28 protein-coding genes are annotated in these 26,685 nt (G+C 63.7%); 16 read left to right on the top strand and 12 right to left on the bottom strand.

The features are described from left to right. Nucleotides 1-63 precede the first annotated feature (63 nt). The 10 genes from M2334_RS08705 to M2334_RS08660 all read right to left on the bottom strand — a co-directional run bounded on the left by M2334_RS08705 (nt 64) and on the right by M2334_RS08660 (nt 8,253). Complete coding sequence (locus M2334_RS08705; RefSeq protein ID WP_264594495.1) at nt 64-528, bottom strand: acyl-CoA thioesterase; 465 nt, start codon at nt 526-528, stop codon at nt 64-66. Further along, nucleotides 525-968, bottom strand: a complete 444-nt coding sequence (locus tag M2334_RS08700; RefSeq protein WP_264594494.1) for a nuclear transport factor 2 family protein — start codon at nt 966-968, stop codon at nt 525-527. Before M2334_RS08700 ends, M2334_RS08705 begins: the two co-directional genes overlap by 4 nt. After that, a complete protein-coding gene (locus tag M2334_RS08695) occupies nt 965-1,990 on the bottom strand; it encodes an aldo/keto reductase (RefSeq protein WP_264594493.1) in 1,026 nt (341 codons plus the stop codon). The genes M2334_RS08700 and M2334_RS08695 overlap by 4 nt, the downstream gene beginning before the upstream one ends. Nucleotides 1,991-2,058: 68 nt before the next feature. Continuing rightward, nucleotides 2,059-2,451 (bottom strand): hypothetical protein, encoded by a 393-nt coding sequence (locus M2334_RS08690; RefSeq protein ID WP_264594492.1) that lies wholly within the window; start codon nt 2,449-2,451, stop codon nt 2,059-2,061. Between the two features lie 151 nt (nt 2,452-2,602). Beyond that, nucleotides 2,603-3,550 carry a Gfo/Idh/MocA family oxidoreductase gene (locus M2334_RS08685; protein ID WP_264594491.1) on the bottom strand — a complete coding sequence of 316 codons (948 nt, stop codon included), beginning with the start codon at nt 3,548-3,550 and terminating at the stop codon, nt 2,603-2,605. A gap of 172 nt (nt 3,551-3,722) precedes the next feature. After that, nucleotides 3,723-4,631, bottom strand: coding sequence for a class III extradiol dioxygenase subunit beta (locus tag M2334_RS08680; protein WP_264594490.1), 909 nt, complete (start codon nt 4,629-4,631; stop codon nt 3,723-3,725). Between the two features lie 2 nt (nt 4,632-4,633). Next, on the bottom strand, nt 4,634-5,053 hold the full coding sequence (ligA, locus tag M2334_RS08675) for a protocatechuate 4,5-dioxygenase subunit alpha (protein WP_181559640.1): 420 nt from the start codon (nt 5,051-5,053) through the stop codon (nt 4,634-4,636). 11 nt (nt 5,054-5,064) lie between these two features. Further along, nucleotides 5,065-6,090 (bottom strand): amidohydrolase family protein, encoded by a 1,026-nt coding sequence (locus tag M2334_RS08670; RefSeq protein WP_181559641.1) that lies wholly within the window; start codon nt 6,088-6,090, stop codon nt 5,065-5,067. 4 nt (nt 6,091-6,094) lie between these two features. Then, nucleotides 6,095-7,018: an NAD(P)-dependent oxidoreductase gene (locus M2334_RS08665; protein ID WP_264594489.1), complete on the bottom strand. Its 924-nt coding sequence runs from the start codon at nt 7,016-7,018 to the stop codon at nt 6,095-6,097. Nucleotides 7,019-7,035: 17 nt separating this feature from the next. Further along, nucleotides 7,036-8,253 carry a LysR family transcriptional regulator gene (locus M2334_RS08660; RefSeq protein ID WP_264605225.1) on the bottom strand — a complete coding sequence of 406 codons (1,218 nt, stop codon included), beginning with the start codon at nt 8,251-8,253 and terminating at the stop codon, nt 7,036-7,038. Between the two features lie 122 nt (nt 8,254-8,375). On the opposite strand from M2334_RS08660, the gene ligK reads away from it, so the two are divergent. The 4 genes from ligK to M2334_RS08640 all read left to right on the top strand — a co-directional run bounded on the left by ligK (nt 8,376) and on the right by M2334_RS08640 (nt 12,770). Beyond that, complete coding sequence (ligK, locus tag M2334_RS08655) at nt 8,376-9,050, top strand: 4-carboxy-4-hydroxy-2-oxoadipate aldolase/oxaloacetate decarboxylase (RefSeq protein ID WP_319799422.1); 675 nt, start codon at nt 8,376-8,378, stop codon at nt 9,048-9,050. Nucleotides 9,051-9,149: 99 nt separating this feature from the next. Continuing rightward, on the top strand, nt 9,150-10,202 hold the full coding sequence (locus M2334_RS08650) for a 4-oxalomesaconate tautomerase (RefSeq protein ID WP_264594487.1): 1,053 nt from the start codon (nt 9,150-9,152) through the stop codon (nt 10,200-10,202). Between the two features lie 146 nt (nt 10,203-10,348). Further along, on the top strand, nt 10,349-11,236 hold the full coding sequence (locus M2334_RS08645) for an amidohydrolase family protein (protein WP_264605224.1): 888 nt from the start codon (nt 10,349-10,351) through the stop codon (nt 11,234-11,236). Between the two features lie 58 nt (nt 11,237-11,294). Further along, entirely contained in the window at nt 11,295-12,770 is a 1,476-nt protein-coding gene (locus M2334_RS08640; protein WP_264605223.1) for a carotenoid oxygenase family protein, read from the top strand. Nucleotides 12,771-12,851: 81 nt separating this feature from the next. On the opposite strand, the gene M2334_RS08635 is transcribed toward M2334_RS08640, so the two are convergent. Beyond that, nucleotides 12,852-13,595: an SDR family oxidoreductase gene (locus tag M2334_RS08635; protein WP_264605222.1), complete on the bottom strand. Its 744-nt coding sequence runs from the start codon at nt 13,593-13,595 to the stop codon at nt 12,852-12,854. Between the two features lie 107 nt (nt 13,596-13,702). Here M2334_RS08635 and M2334_RS08630 point away from each other — a divergent pair, with 107 nt between their 5' ends. The 8 genes from M2334_RS08630 (at nt 13,703) to M2334_RS08595 (ending at nt 21,502) form a co-directional block, all read left to right on the top strand. Beyond that, nucleotides 13,703-14,116, top strand: a complete 414-nt coding sequence (locus M2334_RS08630) for a winged helix-turn-helix transcriptional regulator (RefSeq protein WP_264605221.1) — start codon at nt 13,703-13,705, stop codon at nt 14,114-14,116. Between the two features lie 375 nt (nt 14,117-14,491). Beyond that, nucleotides 14,492-16,816, top strand: coding sequence for a TonB-dependent receptor (locus M2334_RS08625; RefSeq protein WP_181559648.1), 2,325 nt, complete (start codon nt 14,492-14,494; stop codon nt 16,814-16,816). A gap of 134 nt (nt 16,817-16,950) precedes the next feature. Continuing rightward, nucleotides 16,951-18,528 (top strand): FAD-binding oxidoreductase, encoded by a 1,578-nt coding sequence (locus M2334_RS08620; protein WP_264605220.1) that lies wholly within the window; start codon nt 16,951-16,953, stop codon nt 18,526-18,528. Further along, nucleotides 18,525-18,977 (top strand): c-type cytochrome, encoded by a 453-nt coding sequence (locus M2334_RS08615; RefSeq protein ID WP_264570291.1) that lies wholly within the window; start codon nt 18,525-18,527, stop codon nt 18,975-18,977. The genes M2334_RS08620 and M2334_RS08615 overlap by 4 nt, the downstream gene beginning before the upstream one ends. Next, a complete protein-coding gene (locus M2334_RS08610) occupies nt 18,974-19,351 on the top strand; it encodes a twin-arginine translocation signal domain-containing protein (protein ID WP_264605219.1) in 378 nt (125 codons plus the stop codon). Before M2334_RS08615 ends, M2334_RS08610 begins: the two co-directional genes overlap by 4 nt. A 37-nt stretch (nt 19,352-19,388) precedes the next feature. Continuing rightward, complete coding sequence (locus M2334_RS08605; RefSeq protein ID WP_264605218.1) at nt 19,389-20,168, top strand: glutathione S-transferase family protein; 780 nt, start codon at nt 19,389-19,391, stop codon at nt 20,166-20,168. Beyond that, on the top strand, nt 20,168-20,947 hold the full coding sequence (locus tag M2334_RS08600) for a glutathione S-transferase family protein (protein ID WP_264605217.1): 780 nt from the start codon (nt 20,168-20,170) through the stop codon (nt 20,945-20,947). The genes M2334_RS08605 and M2334_RS08600 overlap by 1 nt, the downstream gene beginning before the upstream one ends. 78 nt (nt 20,948-21,025) lie before the next feature. Then, entirely contained in the window at nt 21,026-21,502 is a 477-nt protein-coding gene (locus M2334_RS08595; RefSeq protein WP_264570295.1) for a DUF892 family protein, read from the top strand. A gap of 51 nt (nt 21,503-21,553) precedes the next feature. On the opposite strand, the gene M2334_RS08590 is transcribed toward M2334_RS08595, so the two are convergent. Further along, the gene (locus tag M2334_RS08590; protein WP_264570296.1) at nt 21,554-21,895 is read right to left on the bottom strand and encodes a YdeI/OmpD-associated family protein; all 342 of its coding nucleotides are present in this window, start codon (nt 21,893-21,895) and stop codon (nt 21,554-21,556) included. A gap of 178 nt (nt 21,896-22,073) precedes the next feature. Between M2334_RS08590 and M2334_RS08585 the strand changes: the two genes are divergently transcribed. The 4 genes from M2334_RS08585 to M2334_RS08570 all read left to right on the top strand — a co-directional run bounded on the left by M2334_RS08585 (nt 22,074) and on the right by M2334_RS08570 (nt 26,669). Further along, on the top strand, nt 22,074-22,703 hold the full coding sequence (locus M2334_RS08585) for a gluconate 2-dehydrogenase subunit 3 family protein (RefSeq protein WP_264570297.1): 630 nt from the start codon (nt 22,074-22,076) through the stop codon (nt 22,701-22,703). Nucleotides 22,704-22,715: 12 nt separating this feature from the next. Beyond that, entirely contained in the window at nt 22,716-24,362 is a 1,647-nt protein-coding gene (locus tag M2334_RS08580) for a GMC family oxidoreductase (protein ID WP_264570298.1), read from the top strand. A gap of 268 nt (nt 24,363-24,630) precedes the next feature. Next, nucleotides 24,631-26,145 (top strand): aldehyde dehydrogenase family protein, encoded by a 1,515-nt coding sequence (locus tag M2334_RS08575; RefSeq protein ID WP_181559658.1) that lies wholly within the window; start codon nt 24,631-24,633, stop codon nt 26,143-26,145. Nucleotides 26,146-26,201: 56 nt separating this feature from the next. After that, nucleotides 26,202-26,669, top strand: coding sequence for a protein tyrosine phosphatase family protein (locus tag M2334_RS08570; RefSeq protein WP_264605216.1), 468 nt, complete (start codon nt 26,202-26,204; stop codon nt 26,667-26,669). Nucleotides 26,670-26,685 lie beyond the last annotated feature (16 nt).

Genomic DNA, 26,685 nt, shown 5'->3' with positions numbered 1-26,685 from the left:
CAGGCTTTGGGAAATGAATAGCCCTCTATCGAATGGCGGTGCGCCCTCGATAGTTGGGCAGCCTTACGCTCCGGGCAGAGCGAACCGGGCCCGAATGTCATCGGGCACGCGCTCCGCGCGCATCCCGCCCGGGCGCTCGCTATCCCGCACGGTCCACACCCTCTTTTCCGTGCCGCTCACGCAGACATGCCCGTCCTTGAGCAGGCGATGCCGAATGGTGAAGCTGGAATTGCCGAAATCGGGCGCTTCCACCTCCAGCACCACATCATCGCCATAGGCGGCGGGGCGCTGGAACTTGGCCGACACATCGACCATCGGAAAGCCGACCACGCTCTGGGTTTTCAGCATGTCCCGCTTGCGCACGCCCAGCGCCTTCTCGAACAGCATGATCGTGCTCTCGCCGAACATCTCGAGGAAGCGCGGCGCATAGACGATGCCCGCGGGGTCGCAATGTCCCCATTCGATGCGATAGGGTCGGGAGAGGAACGCCTGGAAGTCATCCGGCTGTGATGCAGGGGCGCCGGTCATGCCGCGAAATCCAGACCGCCGCGCCGTTCTGCAAAGCGCCAACCCTCCGGTGTCTTGCGCAGGCGGTCCGCATAGGTACCGATCAGCGGCCCCTTGGGATCGCGCACGGGCAGCCCACCAGTGTCGCTCGCGACGCCCTGATACAGGACGATGACGGACAGCGCCGTCGCTTCGGTCTCGCTTACGACGTCCACGACCACGTTGGAAACCACATGGCGCGCCGCACGGGCCGGCCTGCTTTTGAAGGTCGCAAGAATGGCGTCACGTCCCTTGATGGGCTGATCCGGCGCGCTTGGCCGGGCCATCTGACCATCCTCGGTATAGAGGGCCGCGACGGCGTCCCAGTCGGCCGCATCGTTGAGCAGCGTGTAGCGATTGATGAGCGTGGTGCAGTCCCACTCGATCGCCCGCCGCGTCGCGTCGTCCAGTGTCACGCTCATGCCGCGTCCGCCTCTTCGGGCAGCAATTCGGTATCGATCTGCTTCTGCACCGGTGCGGGATAACGCGCGCCGGCAACCGCGCCAGGCGCGAAGATCTCGTCCACGGCTGCGATGGATTCCGGTGCGAGGGTCATGGAGGCCGCTTTCACATTCTCCTCGAGATGCGCGATGGAGCGCGTGCCGGGAATGGCGATGATCTCGGGTGCGCGCGCCAGCACCCAGGCCAGGCTGAGCTGGGCAGGCGTGATGCCGAGATCGGCCGCAACTACATTGAAACGCTCGGCGAGCTTGAGATTGTGGCTGAAATTGGGTTCCTGAAAGCGCGGCATCGGGATGCGGATGTCGCCGGCCTTGAAATCGATGCTGCTGATGGCGCCGGCGAGCATCCCGCGCGCGACCGGCGAGAAGGCGACGAAGGCGATGCCGAGTTCCCGGCAGGCATCCAGCACAGCGACTTCCGGATTGCGCACCCAGGGCGAATATTCGGACTGAATGGCCGCGACGGGATGCACGGCATGGGCGCGGCGGATGCTCGCTGCGGACATTTCGGAAAGGCCGATGGCGCCGATCTTCCCGGCTTCCTTCGCCCGCACCAAAGCGCCCATCGAGTCTTCGATGGGCACGTTCCGATCGAGCCGGTGCATATAATAGAGATCGATAAAATCGGTATCGAGCCGCTTGAGCGAGCGTTCCAGCGATCCAGTGATCGTCTCCGGTCGCCCGTCGAGCACACGCTCGCCGTCGATCAGATCGAGCACGCACTTGCTCGACAGTACGAAGTCCTTGCGGCGATGGCCGACAGCGCGGGCAATCAGGCCCTCATTCTTGCCACCGCCATACAGCGCTGCGCTGTCGAGATGCGTCACGCCGATGGCGAGCGCATGATTGAGCAGGCGCCCGCCTTCCTCCTCGCTCGGCGGGGCATCATAAGCGTGAGAGAGGTTCATGCAGCCCAGACTGATGGCGGAGACGGCCATGTCCGCGATGCGGCGGGTGGGGAGGGGTGTCGATGGCGAAGTCATGGCCCGGCTTGTGTCGCCCCGGGCATCAAAAATCAATCCTCGCGGCGCTTTTGGCGAGGATTGCGTGCCTATCGCCCAAAGCCGAGGGTGGTTTCGGTCCAGTCCCAGAAGTCCCAGGACGCATCCTTCACATGCTGGGATGCGTCGCGATAAGCGATGGGATCGTCCCGAACACGGATGACCGGCCAGTCCGCCTGATTGATGGCATTGCGTGAGCGGAAAGCCGCGAGCAGACGCATGGCCTGCGTCATCAGAGCTGGCGAGGCGAGCAAGAGGGGTTCGCGCTGGAGCGCGGCGCTTACCAGCCCGAATTGCTCGACGAACTGCCGACGGAGCTGGAGCAATTCATGCATCCGCGCCGCTTGCGCGATCGTGCCTAACTGCACGATTTCAGTTTCGGTGGCAGAAAACGCGCGCAGCAGGTCCGCGAGATCTGAACTTAGCCCGGTCGCCACTGACATGCATCTCTCCCGCCGCCTATGGTCTGACGGTAGAGCGGCGCCTTAAACGGCAAAGCTTGAGAAATGCCTACGGGCATGACGCCGATGATTGAGCGTCGCCGGAAATGAAGCGGTGTGCAGCCGCGAACAGGCCGCACACCGCCAGTCTTTATCAGCCGGCCTTGTTGAGCTGAACTTCCAGCTCGCCGAGCACGCGATAGCAATCGAGCACCTGTGCGACCGAGCTGTTGGGCTCGCGGCCCTCGCGGATCGCGGCGATGAACTCGCGGTCCTGCAACTCGATGCCGTTGCTGGAGACGGCGACGCCGCTCAGGTCCACAGGCTCTTCCTTGCCGGTGACGAGATCGTCATAGCGCGCGATCCAGGTGCCATTGTCGCAGATGTAGCGGAAGAAGGTGCCGAGCGGCCCATCATTGTTGAACGAGAGGGAGAGGGTGCAGATCGCGCCGCTCTCGCTCTTGAGCTGGATGGACATGTCCATCGCGATGCCCAGTTCCGGGTGCATCGGACCTTGCACGGCATTGGCCTGCACGATCTTGCCGGCCTGATAGGCGAACAGGTCGACCGTGTGCGCGGCGTGGTGCCACAGCAGATGGTCCGTCCAGGAGCGCGCTTCGCCCTTGGCATTCATGTTCTTGCGGCGGAAGAAATAGGTCTGCACATCCATCTGCTGGATTGCGAGTTCGCCCGCCGTAATCTTGTTATGGATATACTGGTGGCTCGGGTTGAAGCGGCGGGTGTGGCCGACCATGCAGACGAGGCCGGTTTCCTTCTGCGTGTCGATGACCGCCTGGGCGTCGGCCCAGCTGTCCGACAGCGGGATTTCCACCTGCACATGCTTGCCGGCCTTCATGCAGGCAATGGCCTGCTGGGCGTGCATCTGCGTGGGCGTGCAGAGGATCACCGCGTCCACGTCATCACGTGCAAGCGCTTCGTCCAGTTCGGTGCCGCTGTGCTTCGCGCGATATTTGGCGGCGACTTCGGCGGCCTGCTCGGCACGACGGCTGATGATCGAGACGATCTCCACGCCGTCGATGTTCTTGAGGCCGTCGAGATGCTTTTCGCCGAATGCGCCGGCGCCTGCGAGTGCTATTCTCATGAGGGGGAGTCCTTTCTCCAGCTAACCCCTCCCTTTCAAGGGAGGGGCAAGGGGTGGGTGAGAGGTATCTAAACGAACGGCGGGGGCTCAATGCCCCCGAAGTCACTTCAAATGGGGTGATGGCCAGCACCACCCCAACCCCTCCTCTGAAGAGGAGGGGTCTTTGCGCGTGTCAGGGCTTCGCCATGCTGTGGCCGCTCATGACCTTGCGCGGTTCCAGCGGCGCTCCGGCCGTTTCTTCCGGCTGCAGGATCATCGCGCCGAGCGCGGTGTTGGAGGCCGGGATGTGGTAGAAGGTGTAGAGGTCACGCACCTTCTCCGGCAGCGCGCCGCGCATGATCAGCCACATGACCAGCTCAATGCCTTCCGATCCGCTTTCGCGCAGATACTGGATGTGCGGCATCTTGCTCAGCTCTGCGGGGTCGCTGATCAGCTTGTCGATGAAGTTCAGGTCGAACTCCTTGTTGATCAGGCCAGCGCGCGGCCCCTGAAGCTGGTGGCTCATGCCGCCTGTGCCCCAGACGTGGACGTTGAGGTCTTCCGGGAAGCTCTCGACCGCGGCGCGGATGCTGTCGCCCAGGCTGAAGCAGCGCTTGCCCGACGGCGGCGGATAGGTGACCACGTTGACCGGGAAGGGAATGACCTTGCACGGCCACTCTTCCGGCTCGCCGAAGATCATCGAGAGCGGCACGGTGCAGCCATGGTCGACGTCCATCTGATTCATGATGGTCATGTCGAACTCGTCCAGGATCAGGCTCTGGGCGATGTGCCAGGCAAGGTCCGGATGGCCCTTCACGTCGGGCACGGGACGCGGGCCCCAGCCTTCGTCAGCCGGCTTGAAGCTCTCGGCGCAGCCGATCGCAAAGGTCGGGATGATGTTCATGTCGAACGCCGAGGCGTGGTCGTTATAGACCAGGATCACAACGTCGGGGGTGTTGCCCGGCTGCTTGATCCACTCCCGGATCGGCTCATAGCCCTTGAACACCGGACCCCAATAATCGTTGTCGCTGGTCTTGGTTTGCATCGCCGCGCCGAGCGCGGGAATGTGGCTGGACGTAATGCCCGTGGTAACGCGTGCCATGATCAAAATCCTCCCTTGATCGAGCGCACGCCCTCGGGCGAACGACCACCGTCGATCATCATCTGTGCATATTCTTCCTGCGTCATGCCGGTCATCGATCCGGCTGCGAACTGGAAGCTCTTGCCATCGGTCGAGAAAAGTTTGGAGAGGAAGTAAACATTCCCGCCCTCGTCGATCATGGCATTGTAGTCGCGGGCCAGCACGGCCGCTTTGGCGGCGGGCGTCAGGTTCCACTCGTCGAGATAGGCGCTCTCGTCCGCCTTGAACCGCTCGCGATTCTCGGCCTTCATCAGGCTCATCGCGAACTGGTTGAGGTTATAGCCCCGGCGCGCGCGCTGGGCCGTGAACACGCGGGTGCCGGGAATGTCGTCAAACTCGGCAAGATAGGCGTGAACGTCGATTCTCTCTTTCTTCTCGGTCATGATATCCTCTCTTAGAGCCCGCGGGCGTTCAGCTTGGCGTCGAGACGCGGGAAGACGCGGCGGGTATTGCCCTCAAAAATCGCGTGACGCTCCTCGTCAGAAATGTCGAGCGCATCGATATAGCGCTTCGTATCGTCGAAATAATGACCTGTGGTCGGGTCGATCCCACGCACGGCACCGACCATCTCGCTACCGAACAGGATGTTCTTGTTGTCGATCACGTCCGCCAGCAGGTTGATGCCGGGCTGGTGATACACGCAGGTGTCGAAGAACACGTTGTTCATCAGCAGCGTATCAAGGCTGGGCTGCTTGAGCATGTCCGCGAGGCCTCGGAACCGGCCCCAGTGATAGGGCACCGCGCCGCCGCCATGCGGGATGATGAAGCGCAGCGTCGGGAAATCGGCGAACAGATTGCCCTGCAGCAGCTGCATGAAGGCGATCGTATCGGCCGCCAGATAATAAGCACCCGTCGCGTGCATCGCGGGATTGCAGCTGCCCGAGACGTGGATCATCGCCGGGACGTCCAGTTCGACCATCTTCTCGTAGAAGGGATACCAGAATTTGTCGGTCAACGGCGGCTGCTTGAAGTGGCCACCGCTCGCATCCGGGTTCAGGTTGCAGCCGATGAAGCCCAGCTCGTTAACGCAGCGATCCAGCTCGGCGATCGAGCTGGTCATGTCCGCCTCTGGCGACTGCGGCAACATGCACACGCCAGCGAAGGTCTCGGGATAGAGGTCAACCACGCGGGCAATCAGGTTGTTGCAAGCCTGCGCCCACGGGACCGCCACCGACTGATCGCCGACATGCGGCGCCATGGCCGAGGCGCGGGGCGAGAAGATCGTCATGTCCGCGCCGCGCTCCTTGATGAGGCGCAACTGGTTCTGCTCGATGGTCTCGCGAATGTCGTCGTCAGAAATCTCGGGATAGGGCGGGCAGGGCGTGCCATTCTTGAACGCCGCCTTCTGCTGCTCGCGCCACTCATCATGCGCCTTGGGCAGCACGGTATAGTGGCCATGGCAGTCGATGATCATCGTCATTCCGTCACCTTCCAGACTTTTCTGTTTCTGTAATTTTGGGCTGCGCAGCGGACACGGGCTTCGCGATCATTTCGGGATGCATGGCATCCAGAAAGGCCAGCTTTGCCTCAAGCCCCTGCGGCATCTCGATCGAACCGAGCAAGGCGCCCATCGCCCGCTGGCGTGCCACTGTCCCGCGTGTCATGGCCGGTTCGATGCCCAGCTCGGTAAGCGTCACGACCACCTCGTCCATCTCGGCAGCGCGGCGCGTGCCATGGGCGAGCATGCGGTCGAGATTATAATCGATCTTTTCGGGCCAGTCTCCGCCGAGTGAGGCCAGCACGTTCTCGGTCACGCCCGCACGACGGGCCGCGAGGATCATCTCCGCCGTCAGCGCCTCGATGCCCTTGATCATGACAGAACGGACCATCTTCGTCGCGCTGGCGGCGCCGACCTGATCGCCCGCAATCGTAACCTTGCTGAAGCCGATCGCGCGCAGCGCCGCTTCGCCCTGCGCAGCGTGCGGGCCGCCGATCAGCAGCGGCACAGTCATCGCGGCGGGCTGCACGGGCGACATGACCGCTACATCGACGTAACGACCGCCAGCCTGCTCGATCGCTGCGGCATTGCGCATCTTGGCGCCCGGCGACACGGAATTCATGTCGAAGAACAGCGCGCCGGGGGACAGGTGCCGCGCGGCTGCGGACGCTGCCGCCTCGGTCTGATCGGCGGTGACGAGGCTCAGGATCATTTCCGCGCCGGCTAGCGCGTCCGCCAGAGACTCGCAGCCCGTGACGCCCGTTTCGGTGTAAGCGGCGCGGATTGGGGCGGCCGTCTGCGGTTCGATTGCCTTGAGGTCGAATGCGCGCGCGTCGCTGCGCCATCCGGCGGCACCGGCGAAGGTTCGGCCCGCTTCCCCGAAGCCGATAAGGGCAATTCTCCCGCTCATGATCGACGCTGTGCCGCCTATCGAGCAGAATCGCAAATTTGTTCCCGCTCCGTGCCATAAGCAGAAGCGAATGGTTCCGTCGCGGCCCGGTCCAGCTCGGCGATGAAGGCGGCTTGTGCCGGGGCCGGTCGCCACTGCGCCCGGGTGGTGAGCGCGACCGCGCGGGAGAAGCCCCCGGGCGGGGCGCCAAGCGAGACGAGCCAGCCCGCCTCCTGCTCGACCGAGACCTGATCGGGCGAGAGCAGGGTCAGAAAGTCGGTTTGCATCAGGATCTCGCGGATCATCATCACCGAACCGCATTCGATCGGAACGGGCGGCGGGGCAAGTCCGGCCGTGCGGAACATCTCGTCGAAGCGCGTCCGCAGGGGCGCGCCGGGCGACGGCAAGATCCAGGCATAGCCCGCGAGATCGCTCAACGGGCGATCCCGTGCTGGCCCTGCCTCGGGATGGCCCGCCCGCGCGATGATAATCACCTCATCCTCGAACAGGGGGCGCTGCATGAGGTCCGGGCCGGGCGGCGGATCGCGCATGGCGCCGACCATCATGTCGATGCTGCCGTCGCGCAGGGATTCCGCCAGTTCGCCATGCGATCCTTCCACGATCACGATTTCGATGGCCGGAAATGCGGTGTTGAACCTTGCCAGCGCGCGCGGCAGCACCCGAGCGCGGGAGAGCGGCATCGCCCCGATGGTGATCCGCGCGGGCACGCCGCCGGATTGGCCTAAGGCTTCGTCGAGGCCTGCTTCAAGCTCTGTTCGGGCAAGACGAAAGTTACGGGCGGTGCGCCGGCCCGCGTCGGTCAGCGCAATCCCCCGTCCGCGCCGTTCGACGAGCGAGCGCCGGAGGATCAGCGACAGATCGCCAATGGCGCGATGCAGGGTCGGCTGCGAAAGGCCGCTCTGTGCTGCTGCCGCCGCATAACTTCCGCTATCCGCGACTTCGAGGAAGGCCCGCAATTGCGCCATGGTCACCCGTCGCGAGCCGATCAGTTCGGCCGCTTGCTCGACGCGCTCCGCCAGCGCCATCGCGGGAGGGAGGGGCGTCATGCCGTCCGTGCGCCGCTCGAACAGTTGCACGTCCATGATGCTTTCCACGCGGGCAATGGCTTGGGTCACAGCAGGCTGCGTCAGGTGGAGCGTGCTCGCGGCGGCGGACACACTTCCCTTGTGCGTCACCGCCGCCACGGCGGCGAGGTGGCGCAGATTGAACGAAAAGGGTGAGAGGCCCGATGCCATGAGGGCCAGACTTAGCAGATGCTTATGATCTGCGCAAAGTTCGGGGTGGATTGACCGGACGCCGTTCCCCTATTCTATACGGGAGCAAGGCTGTTGCCAATTAATGTTGATCGAGAGGAGCAATCATGGGTGTGGTCGTACAGAATATCGAGCGTGCTGATCCTGAGGTGATTGACGGTCTGGCGGCGTGCGGTGTTGCGACGGTTCATGAGGCGCAGGGACGCACGGGCCTGCTGGCGAGCTATATGCGGCCGATCTATGCCGGTGCGCGGATCGCGGGCAGCGCGGTGACCATCAGCGCGCCTCCGGGCGACAACTGGATGGTGCATGTCGCCATCGAGCAGTTGAAGGCGGGCGACATCCTGCTACTGGCCCCGACCAGCCCGTGCGAGGATGGCTATTTCGGCGATCTGCTGGCCACCTCGGCGCAGGCGCGCGGCTGTCGCGGCCTGATCATCGATGCCGGCGTGCGCGATGTGCGCGATCTCACCGAGATGAACTTCCCGGTTTGGTCCAAGGCGGTTTATGCGCAAGGCACGGTCAAGAACACGCTGGGCAGCGTGAACATCCCAGTCGTCTGCGCCAATGCGCTGGTCAATCCGGGCGATGTGATTGTCGCTGATGATGACGGCGTGTGCGTCGTCCCCCGCGCCAATGCCGCCAAGGTGCTGGAAGCGGCCCGTGCGCGGGAAGCGAATGAAGGCGAGAAGCGCGAGAAGCTGGCCTCCGGCGTGCTCGGCCTCGACATGTACAAGATGCGTGAGCGTCTGGAGAAGGAAGGCCTGAAATATGTGTGAGGATTTTCAGTCCGAAACCATCCTTCCGTTCGCTTCGAGCGAAGTCGAGAAGCGTGCTCTCCGTGTCTCGACTTCGCTCGACACGAACGGGATCGTGAAATGAAGTCCGCACCCTGCATGTGGATGCGCGGCGGCACGTCCAAGGGCGGCTATTTCCTGGCGGACGATCTGCCCACGGATACCGCCGCCCGCGATGCCTTCCTGCTGCGCGTCATGGGCTCGCCAGACCCGCGCCAGATCGATGGCATGGGCGGTGCCGATCCGCTGACCAGCAAGGTTGGCGTTGTCAGGAAATCGAGCCGCGAAGGCGTCGATGTCGATTATCTCTTCCTGCAGGTGTTCGTCGATCAGGCGATCGTCACCGACGCGCAGAATTGCGGCAACATCCTTGCGGGCATCGGCCCGTTCGCCATTGAGCGCGGTCTCGTGCAGCCAACCGGCGATGAAACCCGCGTCGCCATCTTCATGGAGAATACCGGCCAGGTCGCCGTCGCCACCGTGCAGACGCCCGGCGGCCAGGTTCGCTATGATGGTGACGCCTCGATCAGTGGCGTGCCTGGTACATCGGCGCCCATTCCGCTGTTGTTCCGCGATACCGCTGGCTCATCCTGCGGGGCTCTGCTGCCGACCGGCAATGGCGTCGACGAGATCAATGGCATCAAGGTCACGATGATCGACAATGGCATGCCCTGCGTGGTCATGCTTGCCAGTGACGTCGGCGTGACCGGCTATGAGGATCGCGACACGCTCGACGCCAATGCGGAAATGAAGGCGAAGGTCGAGGCCATCCGCCTCAAGGTCGGCGAGATGATGAACCTTGGCGACGTGACCGAAAAGTCCGTCCCCAAGATGATGCTGGTGGCGCCCCCGCGCGAGGGCGGGGCGGTCACGGTGCGTTCGCTCATCCCGCATCGTGTTCACGCCTCCATCGGCGTGCTGGGCGCGGTGAGCGTGGCGACCGCGTGCCTCATCGAAGGCTCGCCCGCCGCCTCCGTCGCCAAGGTGCCCGGGGGCGCGACGAAGACGCTGGGGGTGGAGCATCCGACCGGCGTCACCGAATGCGTCGTGACCGTGGACGCCGATGGACAACCGGTGGAAGCCGGCATGTTGCGCACCGCCCGCAAGCTGATGGACGGGGTGGTGTTCGGCTGAACATCCCATGCGTCCATGGCAGGCTCCCTGCACCTCGGAGCAAGTCCGTTCGCCCTATACTTGTCAAAGGGCTGTTTCATCTGGAACAACCGAGCGGAAAGTGAGAACCGGGCTTCGACAGGCCCAGCCCGAACGGAACCAATGAGATGACCGAACGCATCCTTTCCTGGCATAGCAACCCGAGCAAGCCCGCCTACACGCCGCCGCCGGGCGCCGTGGATGCGCATTGCCACGTGTTCGGGCCGATGGCGCAGTTCCCGTTCAGCGCGAAGGCCAAATATCTGCCGAAGGATGCAGGCCCGGACATGCTCTTTGCCCTGCGCGATCATCTGGGCTTTTCCCGCAACGTGATCGTCCAGGCGAGTTGCCATGGCACCGACAATGCCGCGACCCTGAACGGCATTGCCGTTTCTGACGGGAAGGCGCGCGGTGTCGCCGTGGTCGATCCCGCGATCAGCGAGGCCGAGCTTGAGGCGCTGCACGCCGGCGGCATGCGCGGCATCCGCTTCAACTTCCTCAAGCGCCTGGTAGACGATGCTCCCAAGGACAAGTTCCTCGAGGTCGCGAGCCGACTGCCGGAGGGCTGGCATGTGGTCATCTATTTCGAGGCGGACATTCTCGAAGAACTGCGCCCGTTCATGGATGCGATCCCGGTGCCGCTGGTGATCGACCATATGGGCCGGCCCGATGTACGCCAGGGACCGGACGGTGCTGACATGAAGGCCTTCCGCAACCTGCTCGATAGTCGCGATGACATCTGGTTCAAGGCGACCTGCCCGGACCGGCTCGATCCCGCCGGTGCGCCTTGGAATGATTTTGCCAATGCCGTCGCGCCGCTTGTCGCCGATTATCAGGATCGGGTCATCTGGGGCACCGACTGGCCGCACCCCAACATGCAGGATGCCATCCCGGACGATGGCTTGCTTGTGGACATGATCCCACGCATCGCGCCGACGGAAGCGTTGCAGCGCAAGATGCTGGTGACCAACCCGATGCGTCTATACTGGCCTGAAGAACTTCGCGCTGGGTCATAGCCAGTTCGATAACGAGAGACCAAACAGGCCCGAAACCGCAAGCTGACTGGAGAGAAGAATGCCGTTTCCCGCAACGCCGGACTATATGGGCCTCAACACGCCAGTCCGTCAGGAAGTTTCGCTCAAGGGCCTCACGGCATCCGAGGGCACCATTCCGGCGGATGTGCGCGGCGCTTTCTTCCGGGCAGTGCCCGATCCGCAGTTCGAGCCGTTCTTCCAGCCCGATACCGCGCTCTCCGACGACGGCATGATCAGCCGCATCCTCTTCAATGAGGACGGCACGGTCGATTATGACATCAAATATGTCCAGACCCCGCGCTGGAAGGCCGAGAACGCCGCCGGCAAGCGTCTGTTCGGCCGCTATCGCAACCCCTTCACCAATGACGCGTCGGCCGAGGGCGTGGAGGGGACCGTCTCCAACACCACGCCGGTCTGGCATGCGGGCAAGCTCATCATGACCAAGGAGGATGGGCCGGGTCATCAGGTCGATCCGCACACGCTGGAGACCATCGGCGCCTATGATTTCGGTGGCGCGCTCAAGTCGCAGACGATGACGGCCCATGTCCGCATCGATCCCGAGACCAAGGAGATGTTCGTCTATGGCTATGAGGCGGATGGCCTCTGCTCTAAGACCATCGCTTATTGGTGGACCGACAAGGACGGCAAACTTGTCAAGGAACAGTCGTTCGAGGCTCCGTTCTGCAGCCTTGTCCATGACTTCGTGATCACCGAGAACTACGCGATCTTCCCGCTGCAGCCCACCACCGCCGATCTTGAACGCGTGAAGGCGAAGGGCGCGCACTGGGTTCACCAGCAAGATCTGGAATATCACATCGGGGTGATGCCGCGTTATGGCGATGTGTCCGAGATCCGTTGGTTCAAGGGACCGAAGGGCGCCTCCAGCTTCCATATGATGAATGCGTTCGAGACGCCGGACGGCAAGGTCCATATCGATCATCACATCACCGACACCATCGCCTTCCCGCACATCCGCGCGGACAGCGGTATCGATGTACAGCCTTGGGAGCTGGGCGGCGGCTTTCAGCGCTGGACGGTCGATATGAAAGGCGACGGCGATGGCGTGGAGGTCACGCCGCTCGGGCCTCCGGGAGACATGCCGCGCATTGCCGATGCCGATCAGGGGCGCCCGTACAAGCGGGGCTGGTATTGCAGCATGAACCCGCAGCCCATGGGGCCGCCGCTGATGGGCGGCGTCGTCGGCGCCATGTTCACCGCGCTCCTGCGGAAGGATTTCGAGACCGGCGCAATCATCGGCTATAATCTGCCGCCGGCGCATGGAATGAGCGAGACCGTGCATGTGCCGTCGAGCGAGCCCGGTCATGAAGGCTGGCTGGTCGGCGTCGTCGACCATGAGACCGCGCCGGACCAGTTCGAGCACGCGGTGTGGATCTGGAATGCGGGCGACCTGCCGGCGGGGCCGGTCGCCAAGGTGCCCGTGCCCACCCGCATGCGGCCGCAGGTTCATGGCTGGTGGGTGCCGATGGCGGCCTATCAGGCGGCCAAAGCGGCCTGATCCTTTCGCACGCCCAAGGGCGCAGGTGTTAGAGCCTGCCCCCTTGGACGGAGGTGATGTTTCGTCATACCACCTTGGCGATCAAAGCGTGCTGATCATCCGCACAGTCTCGTCAAACCGTCCCTCGCGCTCCGCCGAGCGAAGGAAGCGGACATTCTCGACGAGGATTTCCTCGGGCGTGGGCACTTGCTGAAAGAGCGCTATCACTTCCGAGGCATAATCCTCGAGCGGCATATAGTTTTCCCGGGTGGACTGGCCCGGGGTTAGCTCGGTGCGCACGGCTGGTGGAGCCAATTCGATCACCTCGACCTTGCCGCGCAGCTGTTCCCGCAGGGAGACCGTCCAGCTGTGCAGGGCCGCCTTGCTCGCGCTGTAGCTCGGCGTGCCGATCAGCGGCACGAAGGCGAGGCCGGAGGTCGTGTTGACGATCGCGGCGTCTTCCTGCGCCGTCAGATGCTCGATCAAGGCATTGGTGAGACGGATCGGCCCCAGCACATTGGTGATGAAGGTCTGCTCCGCCACAGTCGTGTCGCCGCGGCGCGTCAGATCCTCGCGCTGCATGATGCCGGCATTGTTGAATAGGATGTTGATGGCCGGAAAGCGCGTCACCGCTTCGGCCGCGAATGCCTCAATGCTTGCCGGATCGCTCGCATCAACTGTGAGCATGTGCATGCCCACGCGACCCTGGATGGTCTCAGCCAATGTCGCTGCTGTCCGCCCCGCGACGATCACCGTGTTGCCGAGCTCGTGGAAATGGCGCGCCAATGCGCGGCCAATACCGGAGCCGCCGCCGGTGATAAGAATGGTGTTGCCCGTGGTCTTCATGCCGTCTGCTCCAAATTCTGCTGGTGGACGACTGCTCATTTAAGTCCTAGCTTTCAGAACGAAAGAAGGCACCGGAAAGTTTGATACTCACCGGAAAGAGAGTGTAAATGACAGCCCAAGCGAAGCGCCCCAGCGTCCCAGCCAGCCCGGACCGCTACGACCAGATCGATCCGCGCGTGGAAGCGCTGGTCAATGACCTTATCGGCCAGGTCGCAGACAAATGGACCATGCTGCTGATCGAGGTGCTGCACGACCATGGCGAGCAGCGCTTCACACGGATCTTCGAGAAGATGCCCGGCATCAGCCAGAAGATGCTGACGCAGACCCTGCGGCAGATGGAGCGCAACGGTCTCGTCCACCGCACGGTGCATCCGGTCGTGCCTCCCCATGTGGATTACCGGCTGACGGAGCTGGGGGCCAGTCTGGGCGAAGCATTTTGTGGCGTGTGGACCTGGGCGGAAGATCATCTGCAAGACATCGACGCCGCTCGCCTGAGATTTGATGAGGCACGCGCTCGCTAAGTGAGCCGGGCAGGGCGACCGCTAACTCGCCGCATTCTGTTTTCCCGAACGCAGCGGCAACGATTCGCGCAGCCAAGTTGGGACGTTAGCCGGCCTCCGCCTCCATCGCGGCGGCTGTTCGCCTTTGCCGTGCTTCAAAGATGCACAACCAGACATGTTTCTGCGCTCTTGAACAAGCGCCCTGATGCATAAGTCCCACGCCGGGACCAAAAGTTCGGCCGTCGCGCCGCCGCCGTCTCCTTTAAGTTGATCCTGTCCGGAATTCCTGCCTATATCAACGAGCCTAAAAAACGGCTCCTGTATGCTCTGCGAGAGGTCGCAAAGACCCGCGCAATGTGAGGCTGCATCGAGCCGCACAGGTGAGGAGAAGATGTGATGAACAGGAAGTCCAGAATCCGCCCATTGCTGTGCGCCGGTTCGGTTACGGTGATGGCCATCGCGGCGGCGACGCCCGCTATCGCCCAGCAAGATGCCGCCCCGCAGGCCGACAGCACCCCCGATATCATTGTTACTGCACAATTTCGGTCTCAGCGCCTGCAGGATACGCCACTGGCGATCACGGCGGTGGATGCGGCGCTACTTGAAGCGCGCAATCAGGATGACATCGCCGCGGTCGCCCGGCAGGCGCCCAGCGTGACCCTCACCCCCATGGGCGGCGCGTTCGGCGATTCCATGGGCGCCTCCATCCGCGGCATTGGGCAGTTCGATTTCAACCCGGCTTATGAGCCGGGCGTCGGGCTTTATGTTGATGATGTCTATTATCCGACCCTCACCGGTGCCAATTTCGACCTGCTCGACCTGGAGCGCGTGGAAGTGCTGCGCGGCCCGCAGGGAACGCTCACGGGTCGCAATTCGATTGGCGGCGCGATCAAACTGTTCTCGAAGAAGCCTGAGGCCGATCCGAGCGGTTTTGCCGAAGTGAGCTACGGCTCGCGCAACCGCGTGGAAGTACGGGCCGGGGCGAATTTCCCCATTACGGACATGCTCTTTGCTCGCGTGTCCGGCGTCCACAAGAGCCAGCGCGGTTATGTCCAGCAGATCGACTATGGCTGCGCCAACCCCGGCAATCCCGAGGGCATCCTGCCGGCCGTGCCGACCAACACCGACTGCGTGGTCGAGGATCTGGGCGGCATCAATTATTCAGGCGTACGCGGCGCGCTGCGTTATGCCGGCGAGAAGCTCGATATCCAGATCATCGGCGACTATCAGTATTCCGACCGCCCGAGCGCTGCGGAAGTGCCGATCGTCGCGCAGGGCGATGCCTCGAACTTCCTGTGCGGACCGTGGTGCACCTATGCAAGCTGGGGGCTACCGGCCGGCGGTCAAGCCGGCAACTGGAATACGGGCAATCGCAACAAGTTCCGTGGCTGGGGCGTGTCTGGTCATATCGATTGGGACGTGACCGACAATCTCCAGGTCCAGTCGATCACGGCCTATCGCTCCTACAACAACCGCTGGGGCACGGACGATGATTTCACGCCGACGCTGACGCGGGCCGCCGGCGGCTTCAACGATCTTGATTTCTGGTTCGTGAGCCAGGAACTGCGGGTCAACGCCAAGCTTGGCGACATGGCCGATTTGACCGTGGGCGGATACTATTCCGACCAGCGTAGCACCTACTTCACCATTCAGGATATTCGCTACATCATCCCCGGCGTGCCGCTCCAGTTCCTCGGCAACGATCCGATCAATGCGGATAGCAAGGCCGTGTTCGGCACCGCGATCGTCCGTCCGGTTGATGGCATGACGATCACGGGCGGTATCCGCTACACTGAGGAGCATAAGGACTACACGTTCATCCGGCGGAACCTCGACAATACCGCGCCGCTCTTCCCCGATCCGTTCGGTCTCTCGGCTCTCAATAACCTGAAGGCCGTGTACGACGGCAGCCGGGTCGACTGGCGCTTGTCCGTCGATTACCGCTTCTCGCCGGAAGTGTTGCTCTATGGAACCGTGGGCACGGGCTTCAAGGGCGGCGGCGTCACCGCCCGCCCGTTCCTGCCGACGCACGCGACCCAAGGCACGTTCGGGCCGGAGACCGTCACAGCCTACGAGATCGGCCTGAAGACGGATCTGCTCGACCGTCGCCTGCGCGTGAACCTCGCGGGCTTCTACAACGACTATAAGGCGATCCAGCTGCCGCTCTCCGACTGTTCGGCTTATGGCGGCGGGCCCTGCGCGGTCATCGCCAATGCCGGCGACGGCAAGATGTGGGGCTTCGAAGCCGAGGTTTCGGCAACTCCGGTCGACAATCTGATGATCGACGCGTCGCTGAGCCTGATCGGTTCGGAATACAAGTCGATCTCGCCCGCCGTAGGCAGCACCATCACCGCCGGCAGCCCCATCGTTTCGCCCGAAACGCAGTGGAGCGCAGGCATTCAGTATGAGATCGACATGGGCGGGTCCGGCTCGATTACGCCAAGGCTGGACGTCGCCTATCGCGGCCGGCAGCTGGCCAGCAGAACGCTGAACGCGGTCAATCCGGACTTCGAATATTTTCCGTCCTACGTGCTCGGCAGCACCCGGCTGACCTGGCGCAATCAGGATCGCGACCTCGCCGTGTCGTTCGAAGTGACCAACCTCTTCGACGAATATTACTACACGTCGCGGTTTGACGCTGTCTACGGTTTCGCTGGCACGGCCTATGCCAATGTCGGCGCGCCGCGCGAATGGCGCGTGTCGATCAAGAAGGACTTCTGAGGCCCTAGGGCGAGATAAACTTGAGGAGGGCGGCCGCGTGGTCGCCCTCATTTCCTTTGACCGCCCCATGATCCCACAATAGCAATAGTCGCAAGAGCGAGAGGCCGCACAGGCCCGCAAGGAGAGGTGAGCGCATGAAGCTAGTTTTGCCGCCTGGAATGTCACCCCAACGCTTCGATGCCGCCGTCAAGGCGTTGCAGGCTGCGGTCGGTGCGGGCTGGGTGATGACCAGCGATGAAGATCGCGATGCCTATGCGGATATCTATGCGCCGGGTCCTGAGACACTCTGGACCGCATCGGGCGCGGTAGCCCCGAGCACGGTCGAGGAAGTGCAGGCGGTCGTGCGCATCGCCAATGAGCACAAGCTGCCCCTCTGGACGGTCGCGCGCGGCAAGAACCTTGGTTATGGCACGGCAGCGCCGCGGATGCCGGGCTGTATGGTGCTGGATCTCGGGCGGATGAACCGCATTCTCGAGGTCGATCCGGAACTGGGCTATTGCGTCATCGAGCCGGGCGTCGGCTTCATCGATCTTTATGAGCATATCCAGCGCGAGAAGCTGCCGCTGATGATGTCCGTGCCCGGCAATGGCTGGGGCTCGGTGCTTGGCAACGCGCTCGATCATGGCATCGGCTACACGCCTTATGGCGTCCACGCCAGCAACCTGTGCGGCATGGAAGTCGTGCTCGCCAGTGGCGATGTGGTGCGCACGGGCCTTGGTGCCATGGAGAACAACAAGGCCGCGCATCTTTTCCCGTTCAGCTATGGCCCGAGCTGGGACCAGATGTTCACCCAGTCCAACCTGGGCGTCGTGACCAAGGCCGGCATGTGGCTGATGCCCGAGCCGGAAACCTCCGTAGAGCTGAACCTTGAAATCCCACAGGCGGAAGACATCGCCTGGGTGATCGACACGCTCACGCCCCTGCGGCTCAATCGGATCATCGATCAGTCGATCTTCATTCCGAGTTGGCTTGGCAAGATGACGATCCTGGGGCAACGCAAGGACTTCTGGGACAAGCCCGGTGCCATTCCTGACTGGCGCGTGCAGGAGCTGCTCAAGGAGCACAAGCTCAGCTACTGGAACATGCAGTTGCGCCTCTATGGCGAGGAATCGGTGACCAAGGCCAAGGCGGCTGTCGTGAAGGCCGCCTTCGCGCCGCACCTCAAGACGCCGATCGGCGAGCGCTGGTGGCGCAAGGGCGATGCGACCAATGTGATGGACCTGACGCTCGGCGTACCATCGGCCGTTCCGCTGCAGATGGGCGATTGGGTTGGCGGGCGCAGTGCCCATATGGGTTTCTCGCCGGTCGTCCCGGCCACCGGCAAACATGTGCTCGACCAGATGCGCCGCAGCCGCAAGATCATCAACGACCATGATGTGGATTTCTACGCCAGCTTCACCATCGGCGGGCGGTTCTGCAACAATGTGAACATGCTGATGTACGACCGCGACAACGACAAGCAGGTCGAGACGATCAAGACGCTGTTCAACGCCCTGATCGCCGACGCTGCCGCCCACGGCTATGCCGAATATCGCACCCATCTCGGCTGGATGGACGCGATCTCCGATACCTTCGGGTTCAACAACCACGCCATGCGGCGGATGACCGAGCAGGTGAAGAACACGCTCGACCCGAACGGCATTCTCTCCCCCGGCAAGAACGGCATCTGGCCCAGCGCCTATGCCGACCAGCGTGGAAAGGCACTGGCATGAGGATAGGGCAGGTAACGAGCCTCATGACGCTGATGGCGGTCGGCGTGCTGATGACGACCTATGATCTGGGGACAAGGGATGCGCGGGCTGCCCAGCCCGGCGGTGCTCCGGCAGGCGGCCCGCCGCCACCCTCCGCTTACGGCATGCGGGCGCAGATGGCGCCAGGTGACCGGCAGCATAATGCCAATAGCGGTGAAGCCCTGTTCTCCAATCGGTGCGGCGCCTGCCATTTCGACTGGGGGATGGGCACCAATCTGATCACCAAGCAGCAGGTGATGATGGGCAACCCGCCCGCCATGGGGCTGATCGCCAACCGGGACGATTTGACCGCTGACTATGTCAAAGCGGTCGTGCGCATGGGCAAGGGCGCGATGCCGCGCCAGACGCGCGTGGACATCACCGATTCCGAACTGGAAGCCGTGGCGGCCTATCTGGGGAAGGGCAAATGAGCGGCGTCTCCCGGCGGCAATTGCTGGGCGGCGCGGCGGTGGCAGGGGCTGTCGGCTTATTCGGCGCCCGGGCCGTCGCTGGCCCGGAGAAGGCAGCCCGCATCGTCGTCTATGACAGCCGCAGAGCCGCAAGCCGGTCTTTCGCCGGGCAGTTCGTCGGCGTGCAGCAGATCGACCTTGCCGGAGAGCACAGCCGCAACTGGGCCGGCGTCCGCGCGATCCGTCGCAGCGGTGCGATGTCTGGTCCGGTGGCCGGTCTGACCGGCTGGAATGACTATGTCGCCGCCCGGACCTGGCTTGAGGACCGCGGCTTGCGTCTGCGCTCTGAACGGCGCGACGCGACGCATGACCTTATCGCCTGGACGATGGCCTGAAATTGATCGAGAGGAGAGGGCAGCGGCCCGCGTTACGATGAGCAGCAGCAACGACGTCACTTTGTACCATTGGGAGCCCAACGCCAATTCGGGCAAGCCCATGCTTACTCTCATCGAGAAAGGCGTGGCCTTCAACAGCCATTATCTCGACCTGCTCTCGTTCGATCAGCACAAGCCGGACTATCTGGCGATCAACCCGATGGGGACGATCCCGGCGATGACCCATAGCGGCCGGCTGCTCAATGAATCGACCGCCATGATGGAATATGTGGAGGAGGCCTTTCCCGGCCCCTCGATGATGCCTGAAGACCCGGTCGATCGCTGGCGCGTGCGCTGGTGGATGAAATATCTCGACCAGTGGCTCTGCCCGTCGTTCAGCATGATCGGCTGGAGCATCTTCATCGGCCCGCAGGTCCGGTCGCGCGACCCTGAAGAACTCAAAGCGGCGATCGACCGCATTCCCTTGCCGGAGCGCCGCACTGCCTGGCGCAAGGCGATCTACGGCTTGTTCAGCGAAGCCGAGCTGGCAGAGTCGACGCGGCGGGTGAAGCTGGGCATCACCAAGCTGGAGGGGGCGCTGGGGCAGCGCGAGTATCTCGGCTCGGATCAATACTCGCTGGCGGATATCAATTGCTTCAATTCGGCTTACGGGCTCCCCTCCATGCAGCCCGACGACGTGAACGACGCAAAAACCCCCAACATCATGCGCTGGCTGCGCGCCATTGCGCGGCGCCCGGCCGTGCGCGAAACCTGGGCCTATAGCCGCGTGCCCCGCTTTGCCGAGCGCATCATTCCCTTGATCGAGGAGGCAGCGTGATGGCGATGACCCTGTATCATGGCGAGCCGACCGGCCCGTCGCTCACAGTGCTCGCCGCGCTGTTCGAGAGCGGTCTGGACGCGGAGCTGCGCCCCATCGATCTTGGCATGGCAGAGCGCCATGGCGGGACCGTGCCGCGCGCATTCGAGGTGGATTACAGCGTCGAAGGGGAAGGCCCGGTGCTCGTCGTCGACGGGCAGGCGCTGTGCGATAGCGTGTTCATCGCCTGCTATCTGGATGACGCCGCGCCCGGTTGTGGCCTGCGCCCCACTGATCCCTATGCCCGGTGGGAAATGATGGCCTGGTGTCGCTGGATGATCGAGCGCGTCGCGCCCGGCGCGGCGGCCCTGGCCAACCTGGCGTGGACGACGCCGCGCTTGGCTGCGCTCGATGACGGGCGCTTCGATGCGCTGATTGCCCCCATTGCCTCGCAGGATCTGGCCGAGCGCTGGCGCGAGACGCGTAGCGGCCAGCTCTCGGCCGAGCATCGTGCTGCCAGCGAGGCACGGGTCCGTGAGGCCACGCAGAAGATCGAGGCCCGCCTTGAGGCGCGCGACTGGCTCATGGGCAGCTTCTCCATCGCCGATCTGGAAAGCTACGCCTGGGTGGCGCCGATGCGTGATCTGGTCCCTGATGCCTTCACCGACAAGCCGCGCCTGGCGGCGTGGCTGGCGCGGGTTGAGGCGCGGCCCAGCGTGCAGCAGGTGCTCGCGCAGGCGGGCAGCCCGCAGCCGGCTCACGCCTTTGCCCCCGGCCCGGAAATCAATCGCTGGGGCTAGGACGGAACGTCCACCGCGCTCTCTCGTTGGATGATCGGCGGCGCCTCTCGCGCCGCTGCATCATCGGAGAGGAGCAGCATGAGCACCCAAGCCCGCGACCTGACCAGCTTGCTGACCGTCTGTCTGGAAGACCTCTATGCAGGACGGGTTCTTGCCGCCGAGGCTTTGCCCTCGATCGCTGCTGCCGTCGGCCTGCCGGTCTCCCAGATTGTCGATGCCCTGGCGCGCAGCTGGGGGGATCAGGCCCGTGCGATCAACGCGCTCGAGCCGATCGACGATCCCGCTGAAAACCTCTGGATGGGCGGCATCGTCAAGGATGCCCACCGCGATACCGAGACGATCCCGCAGGGGTCGTTACGCGACATCGCCATCATTGGCGCCGTGCGAAAAGCCGTGGCGGCCGATGCCGTCTCCCTGGAGACCGCCATCGCTCTTGCGAACAGGCTATCCAATGATCGTGCGCAGGACGCTCTGACCGCGATGCGCACGCATGCCCACGCCACCGACGAGCAGTTCCGCACGCTGCTGCTCGATGTGACGCAAGCCGCCGGTTGAAGGCTCCCTTCTGCGGGCTAGAAGAGTCTGGAAGGCGGCGATGGCGCGAGCCTAGGCGGGAGGCGTTTTGCCGGTCTTACCATCGATGAGCACCGCCTGCTGCCATCGCCCGGGGGCCTTGTCCGTCCGGTGAATGCACCCGGCCCAACAGCAGGGCCGCTTCTTGCCTTCGCGCAGTTCTTCGCAAGTTCGCTGGATCCGCCTTTCGCGGGTCTTCGCCTGTTTGGCGTCCTCCACCCAGCAGATGAACTCGTTCCGGCCGAGTGGGGTCAGCTTTTCCCAGAGAGCGGGCAAATCGGCATCTGCGGTTAGCGCGTGCCGAAGATCGTCTGCGGCCCGATGGACGGTGCCATGCGGAAATGCGTCTGCCGTCTTGCCTACCAAATTACCCATGGCCGCATGGTGCCCGCGATGACCGGCCAATTCAATGGGAAGGAAGCGCTGACTGCGTAGGGCGGACCCGCATTTGCGCTGCCCCGGCGCGACCTCGCAATGCGTAGTTTGACGTATTCCCTCCGAGCCCCTGGCAGCGCTCAATCATGGCACTTTCCGGCCGGTGTCGGAGTGCCTTATGACCCAGACTTCCCCCTCACGCCGCCAGTTTCTCGCTGCCGTCGGCAATCTGGCCAGCGCGGCCTGGGTGACCTTGAACTGGCCACAGATCGCGTCCGCCGCAGAGCATGTCGGGCATGGTCATGGCGGCGCAGGAGCGGGCGAGGGGCATACGAGCTTTACGACGCTGAACCCTGCGGAAGCGGCCAATGTCGATGCGATCGCCAACCAGATCGTGCCGGGCGGCGCCATGCCGGGCGCGCGGGATGCGCATATCGTCTACTTCATCGACAATGCGATGGGCAGTTTCTTTGCTGAGCAATGGCCGTCCTTCAAGGCCGGCCTGACCGAGTTCAACGCTGGCTATGCCGCGAAATATGGAACGCAGGCGCCATTCTCCGCCGCGCCGGACGCCCAGCAGATCGCCTGGCTCAAGGAGGTCGACAAGACGCCCTTCTTCCTGGCGGTGCGTCGGCTCACGGTCCTCGGCCTCATCGCCATGCCCAAATATGGCGGCAATTTTGAGGGGGTTGGTACCAAGCTGATCGGCGTGGTCGACAGCCATTATTGGGAGCCGCCCTTCGGCTATTACGACAAGGATTATCCGGGGTTCGAGCCCTATCCCGGCACCAAGCCCTACATGGCCTGACGGAGGCGCCCCATGGATCGCAAGACATACAAGACCAGCGAAACAGTCGATTTCATTGTCGTCGGCTCGGGCGCTTCGGGCGGCATCATGGCGCGGGAACTGGCGCGCGCCGGCAACAGCGTCGTGGTGATGGAGCAGGGGCCTCGGCTGGAGGCCTACGAGTTCGAGCATGACGAACTGAAGTACCGGCACCTGTCCGGCATCACCAACAGCCCGACGGCCAATCCGCAAACCTTCCGTAGCGACCCGAGCAAGGCGGCGCAGCGCATGGAGCGGAATGCGCTGACCTATGCCCGCGTGGTCGGCGGCAGCAGCGCGCATTTCAACGCCAATTTCTGGCGACTGCACGAGATCGATTTTATCGAAGGCAGCCGGTGGGGCTCCATTCCCGGCGCCGATCTGGTCGACTGGCCGATCACCTATGCCGAACTCGAACCCTATTACACGATGGTGGAATGGGAAGTCGGGGTGTCCGGTCTCGCCGGTGCCAGCCCGTTCGACCCGCCGCGCAGCAAGCCTTATCCCATGCCGCCGCTGCCGGTGAAATCTTCCGGCGTGCTGTTCGAGCGCGGGGCGCGCAAGCTCGGCCTGCATCCGTTCCCGGCGCCGCTGGCGATCAATTCCGTGATCTACAAGGATCGGCCGCCTTGCGCGCAATGCGGTCTGTGCGGCGGCTTTGGCTGCGAGGTGATGGCCAAGTCCTCCTCGGTCTGGACGGTGATCCCCGAGGCCGAGGCAACCGGCAATTGCGAGATCCGCTCGGAGAGCTACGTGTTCCGCATCGGCATGAACGATGCCGGGCGCGCCACCGGCGTCCATTATTTCGACAAGGATCGTAAGGAGCAGTTCCAGAATGCCCGCGCCGTGGTGGTGTGCGCCAATGGTGCGGAGACGCCGCGGCTGCTGCTCAACTCCGCGACCAATGCCTTCCCGGATGGGCTGGCCAACTCCAGCGGCAAGGTCGGACGCTATCTAATGTGCAACAAGGGCGGCGGGGCGATGGCCCGGTTCGATCAGCCGCTCAACGAATATAAGGGCGCGAACGTCACCCGCATCTTGCACGATTTCTATGACGCCGACGAGAAGCGCGGTTTCTACGGTGGCGGCGGGTTCGACGCGCGCTCGGGCGGCCCGCTCACCTGGGGGCAGAGCGTTCCCAAGGGCACGCCGACATGGGGGCCGGGATTCAAGGAATATCTGGAATCCTATACCTATTGGATGAACTGCTCGGGCCACGGCACGTCGCTGGCGCAGGAGACCAACCGCGTCGATATCGACCCCGAACTCAAGGACGAGTGGGGCATTCCGGCGATCCGGGTGACGTACAAGGATCACCCTGACGACACCAAGCATGCGAACTGGCAGGCCGATCGGGCAGTGGAGATCATGGATGCCGCCGGCGCGACGCAGGTCGTCCGCAGTGAAGTGGGCGAAGGGCGCGGCGGCGTCCACCTGCTCGGCACCTGCCGCATGGGGAATAACCCGGAGACGTCGGTCATCGACAAATATCACCGGACCCATGACGTGCGGAACCTGTTCCTGTGCGATGGGTCGAGCATGGTGACGTCCGGGCGCGGTCAGCCCACGCAGACGATCGAGGCCCTGGCCTTCCGCGCGGCTGAACATATCGCCCGGTTCGCGCGGACCAATCAGATCTGATCGCAGCCACAGGGGCCGTCTGACACCAATCAGACGGCCGTGAGCTGACCTATTAGATGCGTTCGCCCGGCATGAATGGCGGCGATTACGGTTTTCGCCAGCCTCCCGCAATCACCCCATCGACTCTCATCATGACTTTGTCCTAAACCTGTCGTCGAGATCGATGATTTGGGTCATGCGCGTTCCTTCGCCGCCAAGAAGCGTCGGAGCGCTTTGGGCAGATGATATGCCCGGCACGCTGAGCCGGGTTCACAGAGGAGCTGGATGAATGAACCAGATGAGCAACGTGAAGCTCGAGCAATTCCCCTATTCGGAAGCGGCCAAGAAGGCGCTCGCCCGCAAGCCGCAGCTGTTTATTGACGGGCAGTGGGTGGATTCCACCGGCGGCGAGACGCTGGGCGTGATCGATCCCAGCTCCGGCAAGGAAATCAGCCGGTTTGTCGATGCGAGTGATGCCGACGTCGATCGCGCCGTGGCAGCCGCGCGCCGCGCTTTCGACGATGGCCGCTGGTCCGACCTGCCGCCCATCGTTCGCGAGACGATGATGCGTAAGCTCGCCGATATCCTGGGCGCCCATGCCGATGAACTGGCCGAGCTGGAAGCCATCGACAATGGCAAGCCAAAGGGCATGGCCGGTGCCATCGACGTGCCCGGCGCCATCGGCATGATGCATTATATGGCAGGCTGGGCAACCAAGCTGGGCGGCGAGATGATCGAGCCCATGTCGGCACCGCGGGGTGCCTTCCACAGCTATGTCCGCCGCGAGCCGATCGGCGTCGCTGCGCAGATCGTGCCGTGGAACTTCCCGCTGCTGATGGCTGTGCTGAAGATCAGCCCGGCGCTGGCCGCCGGCTGCACCGTGGTGCTCAAGCCCGCCGAGCAGACGTCGCTCACCGCGCTGCGCCTTGCGGACTTCATTGCCGAGGCCGGCATTCCGGCCGGCGTGGTGAACATCATCACCGGCAATGGCCACACCGCTGGCGATCGGCTCGTGCGGCACCCCGATGTCGACAAGGTCGCGTTCACCGGCTCGACGGAAGTGGGCAAGATCATCAACCGCACCGCGACGGACAGCCTCAAACGCGTCACGCTGGAGCTGGGCGGCAAGTCGCCGGTGATCGTGCTGCCGGACGTCGACCCCAAGGTTGTCGGCCCCGGCACGGCGCAGGCGATCTTTTTCAATTCCGGCCAGGTCTGCGTGGCCGGCTCACGGCTTTATGCGCACAAGAGCGTGTTTGACAGCGTGCTGGAGAACTTCGTGGAAGCCTCCGCATTCTGGCAGCCGCGCGCCAGCCTCGATCCCGATGCGCATATGGGGCCGCTGGTCAGCGACGAGCAGATGCAACGGGTGATGGGCTATATCGAGGACGGCAAGAAGGCGGGCGCCTCTGTCGCCGTCGGCGGCGATGCGCCGGCCAGCGAGGGTGGCTATTATGTCAACCCGACCGTGCTCGTCGACGTGAAGCCGGACATGCGGGTGGTGCGCGAGGAGATATTCGGCCCCGTCGTCGTGGCCCAGCGCTTCGATGATCTGGATGAAGTCGCGCGGCAGGCGAACGATACGAGCTTCGGCCTTGCGGCGGGCATCTGGACCAAGGATCTCTCAGCCATGCACAAGCTGGCCGCGAAGCTGAAGGCCGGCACGATCTGGGGCAATTGCCACTCGATGATCGACCCCGCGCTGCCGTTCGGTGGTTATAAGGAAAGCGGCCTTGGCCGCGAGCAGGGCCGTCAGGGCGTCGAGGCCTATACCGAGCTGAAGTCGGTCATCATCGCCCTCTAACTCACAAATGAGCGCCCCCTTCTCAGCCGGGGAGGGGGCGAGATCGGTCGAGGGACATGGCGGACCCGGACGACATCCGGAACTTTCTGCGCGTCGATGCGCGGATCACGACGTCCGGGCGACTTCAGTCGGGCGATCCTGCGCGCCTTGCCGAGATTGGCGTGCGCCATGTCATCAATCTCGCGCTGGATAGTCACCCGGAGGCCCTGCCGAATGAAGCCGCGGAGATGGCCGGGGCAGGGCTGCGTTACACGCATATCCCCATCCCCTTCGATGCACCGACCGAAGATCACTATCAGGCGTTCGTCGCGGCGCTGGAGGCCGATGACGCGCCGGTGCATATCCACTGCATCATGAACTGGCGCGTTTCGGCCTTCGTCTATCGCTACCGCCGGGATGTGCTGGGCGTCGCCGAGGAACAAGCGCGGGCGCTGATGACGCAGATATGGGATCCTGCCGACGCGGCGAAGGCCGGGAGCAGCCCGGGCCTGGGGCCGTGGATCGAGATCATCGCGCCGCGCTAGACGGTGCGCAGGGAGA

Origin of the sequence: Sphingobium sp. B11D3D (assembly GCF_025961755.1) — a bacterium.
Classification (GTDB): Bacteria; Pseudomonadota; Alphaproteobacteria; order Sphingomonadales; family Sphingomonadaceae; genus Sphingobium.
The sequence above is the reverse complement of the archived record's forward strand: the minus strand, read 5'-3'. Positions and strand labels throughout refer to the sequence as shown.